The organism is Streptomyces sp. NPDC002835 (assembly GCF_053591995.1).
This window is the reverse complement of the sequence record NZ_JBSFUW010000106.1, coordinates 1-4489: the sequence shown is the minus strand read 5'-3', so window position 1 is coordinate 4489 and position 4489 is coordinate 1. Positions and strand designations below refer to the sequence as shown.

The 4489-nt window shown below is 73.9% G+C and carries 2 protein-coding genes; both read left to right on the top strand.

Going from position 1 to position 4489, the window contains the following annotated elements; translation table 11 throughout:
- Window positions 1-604 (top strand): acyl carrier protein (locus tag ACWD01_RS37250; protein ID WP_451168403.1); only part of this gene is annotated, 604 nt, incomplete at its 5' end.
- 4 nt (window positions 605-608) lie between these two features.
- On the top strand, window positions 609-4489 hold a 3881-nt coding region (locus tag ACWD01_RS37245), incomplete at its 3' end, for a type I polyketide synthase (protein WP_451168401.1).

Genomic DNA, 4489 nt, shown 5'->3' with positions numbered 1-4489 from the left:
ACCGCACCTGCTGCCGATCCGGCTCGACGTCGCGGCGCTGCGGCGTTCCCTCGGCGCGGAGGAGCCCGTGCCGGCGTTGCTGCGCGGGCTGGCACAGCGTCGGGTGCGTCGTCACACCGCGGAGGTCGGCATGCGACGGCCTGCCGAGCTGTCGCTCGCCGAGCGGCTCGCCCGGGTGTCCGGGGAGCAGCGGGCGCAGGCGCTGGAGGACCTGGTCGTCGCGCAGGTGGCAGCCGTGCTGGGCCATGCGTCGACGGCCGCGATCGAACCGGACCGCGCCTTCAAGGACATCGGGTTCGACTCGCTGACCGCGGTCGAGCTGCGCAACCGGCTCAACACGGCCACCGGGCTGCGGCTGCCGGCCACGCTGGTCTTCGACCAGCCGACTCCGCAGGCGATCGCCCGCTTCGTGGAGCGGAAGCTGTTCCCGCAGGAGACCGCGCAGACCGCACCGGCTCCTGCGGTCGCGCCGGACTCCGGCCACGAGACCGACGCCATCGATGCCATCGATGCCATCGATGCCATCGACGAGATGGACGTCGACCTCCTGATCAACCTTGCTTTCGACGGCGACAGCGCCGGATCCGACGCGGAGCGTGAGTGACCCCATGAGCAACCCCAACGACAAGGTCGTCGCCGCCCTGCGGGCGTCCCTGAAGGAGACCGAGCGGCTGCGGCAGCACAACCGTGAGCTCGCCGAGCGCGGCCGGGAGCCGATCGCGATCGTCGCGATGAGCTGCCGCTACCCGGGCGGCGTACGCACGCCGGAGGACCTGTGGCGGCTGGTGGCCGCGGGCGAGGACGCGGTGTCCGAGTTCCCGACCGATCGCGGCTGGGAGCTGGACGGGCTCTACGACCACGGCGGATTCCTGTACGACGCCGCCGACTTCGACCCGGCGTTCTTCGGCATCTCACCCCGCGAGGCCCTCGCCATGGACCCCCAGCAGCGCCTGCTCCTGGAGACCCCCTGGGAGGCCGTGGAACGGGCCGGCATCGACCCGCGGACCCTGCGAGGCAGCCGTACGGGCGTCTTCGCCGGCGTCATGTACCACGACTACGGCACGCTGGTCGACGCGTCGCCGGACGCCGTCGAGGGCTATGTCTACAACGGCAGCGCGGGCAGCGTCGCCTCCGGCCGGGTGGCCTACACGCTCGGCCTGGAGGGGCCCGCGGTGACGGTCGACACCGCCTGCTCGTCCTCGTTGATCGCGCTGCATCTGGCGGTGCAGTCGCTGCGCAACGGCGAGTGCTCGCTGGCGCTCGCCGGGGGCGTGGCGGTGATGTCGACGCCGACGCTGTTCGACGAGTTCAGCCGGGGGCAGGGGCACGGACTGGCCCCGGACGGACGCTGCAAGGCGTTCGCGGACAGCGCCGACGGGACCAGCCTGTCGGAGGGCGTGGGTCTGCTGCTGCTGGAGCGGCTGTCGGACGCGCGCCTCAACGGCCACCCGGTGCTCGCGGTGGTCCGCTCCACGGCGGCCAACCAGGACGGCGCCAGCAACGGACTGACCGCCCCCAACGGTCCCGCCCAGGAGCGGGTGATCCGGGACGCGCTGGTCGCCGCCGGGCTGACCGGTGCGGACGTAGACGTCGTCGAGGCCCACGGCACCGGCACCAGCCTCGGCGACCCCATCGAGGCCCAGGCCCTCCTGGCCACATACGGCCAGGACCACATTCCCGAACAGCCGCTGTGGCTCGGCTCGTTGAAGTCCAACATCGGCCACACCCAGGCCGCCGCCGGCGTCGGCGGCGTCATCAAGATGGTCATGGCCATGCGCCACGGCCTGCTCCCCCGTACCCTCCACGTCGACACCCCCTCCACCCACGTCGACTGGGACTCCGGAGCCGTCTCGCTGCTGACCGAGGAGTGGCCCTGGCCGGCCGCCGACCGGCCGCGCCGTGCGGCCGTGTCGTCCTTCGGCGTGAGCGGCACGAACACGCACGCCGTCCTGGAAGAGGCCCCGGAGGACGAGTCCGCCCGGGACCTGCCGGAGCGCGGGGCCGGGATGCCCGTCGTGCCGTGGGTGCTGTCCGCCCGGTCGGCGGACGCATTGCGCGAACAGACCGCACAGCTGAGGGAGTTCGTCCACACGGACCCCGCCGATGTCGGCTTCTCGCTGGCCACGGGGCGTTCGGTCTTCGAGCACCGCGCGGTGCTGTACAACAACGCTCCCGGCGGGCTCGACGCGGCGCTGACGGCGCTCGCCGAGGGCAGGGACGCGGCTCCGGGGCTGGTTACGGGCGCGGGTCACCGTGCCGCCCGGACGGCCTTCCTCTTCACCGGGCAGGGCAGCCAGTACCCGGGCATGGGACGTGAACTCCACGCCGCCTACCCGCTCTTCGCCGCCGCCTTCGACGAGGTCTGCGCCGCCCTGGACCCGCACCTGGACCGTCCGCTGCGTGAAGTGGTGTTCGCCGAGCCGGGCACGGCCGAGGCGGAGCTCCTGGACCAGACGCAGTACACCCAGGCAGGGCTGTTCGCCGTCGAGGTAGCGCTGTTCCGACTGGTCGAGGCATGGGGCCTGCGTCCCGCCGCGCTGCTGGGCCACTCCGTCGGCGAGCTGGCGGCGGCCCATGTCGCGGGGGTACTGAGCCTGCCGGACGCCTGCGCGCTGGTGGCCGCCCGCGGCAAGCTGATGCAGGAGCTGCCGGTGGGCGGGGCGATGGTGTCCGTACGCGCCACCGAGGACGAGGTCATGGAGGTGCTGGCCGGACGCACGGAACGGGTGTCCGTCGCCGCCGTCAACGGGCCGCGGTCCGTCGTCGTGTCGGGCGACGAGGAGACGGTGCTCGCGGTGGCCGCCGAACTCGCCGAGCGCGGCCGACGCACCAAGCGGCTCAACGTCAGCCATGCCTTCCACTCGCCCCGCATGGACGCCATGCTCGACGACTTCCGGGCCGTCGCGCGCTCGCTGCGGTACAGCGATCCGCTGATCCCGGTCGTCTCCGATGTGACCGGCCGTACGGCCACCGCCGAGGAGCTGACCGACCCGGACTACTGGGTGCGCCATGTGCGGCAGGCCGTGCGGTTCGCCGACGGCGTGCGGACGCTGGGCGAACTGGGCGTCGGCAACTGCCTGGAACTCGGCCCCGGCGGGGTGCTCTCCGGCATGGGCCAGGACTGCTTGCCCGGCGACGCCGTGGCGTTCGCCGCCGCGCTGCGCCGCGACCGCGCCGAGCCGGAGTCGGTGGTGGAGGCGGTGGCGACGGTGTTCGCCCGCGGCGCCCGCGTCGACTGGGCGGCGCTGTTCGCCGGCAGCGGTGCCCGGCGGGTGGATCTGCCGACCTACCCCTTCCAGCGGCAGCGCTACTGGCCGAAGGCCCCCTCCGGTGCGGCCGGGGACGTACGCTCGCTCGGCCTGGAGTCGGTGGACCATCCGCTGCTGGGTGCAGTACTGGAGAGCGCGGACGGCGACGAGCTGCTGTTCACCAGCCGGGTCTCGCTCGCCGCCCAGCCGTGGATCCGCGGTCACCGGGTCGAGGGCGCGGCCCTGCTGCCCGGCACCGCGCTGGCCGAGCTGGCCGTACGGGCCGGGGACAGGGCCGGTTGCCCGCTGCTGGAGGAACTGACCCTTGAGGCGCCGCTGGTGCTGCCCGAGGACGGTGGCCTACGACTCCGGGTGCGGGTCGGTGCCGCCGACGCGTCGGGCCGGCGCACGCTGACCGTGCACGCGCGGCCCGACGAGGACACGAGGCAGGACGGCCTGCCGTGGACGCGCCACGCGAGCGGCACCCTGAGCCCGGACCGCGCCGACGCCGGGCAGGACCTCAGCGGGGCCTGGCCGCCGGCCGGGGCCGAGCCGCTGGACATCGAGGGCCGCTACGAGCGGTTCCGGGAGAGCGGCTTCGAGTACGGCCCTGAGTTCCAGGGCCTGCGGGCGGCGTGGCGGCGGGGTGACGAGGTGTTCGCCGAGGTCGCCCTGCCGGCGGACCTGGCCGAGGACGCGGCGGACTTCGAGCTGCACCCCGCCCTGTTCGACGCGGCGCTGCAGACGGTCGGCCTCAGCAGCCTGGCCGAGGACGGCGTGCCGGCACTGATGCCGTTCTCCTGGCGGGGCGTACGCCTGCACGCCACGGGCGCGACCGTACTGCGGGTGCGGCTGACCGTGACCGGTCAGGAGGAGGTACGGCTCGACGCGGCGGACGCCCTGGGCAGTCCGGTCCTGACCGTCGACTCGCTCGCGCTGCGGCCGCTGTCCGGCCGAGCGGCGGAGGCCGCAGCCGCGGCGACCCTGCGCGACGCGCTGTTCCGCGTGGAGTGGGCGCCCGTCGAGGCCGCGCAGGCGGAGGGGCCGGACCCGGTCTGGCTGTCCGCCGGTGAGGGCCTCGACGGCCTGTCGGCTTCCGAGATCGTGGTCGCTCCTTGCCCGCCCGGTGAACGCACTTCGCTGCATGGGGCGTTGGACCTGGTCAAGCGGTGGCTGGCGGAGGAGCGGTTCGCCGACTCCCGGCTGGTCCTGCTCACCCGCAACGCCGTCGTCACCTCACC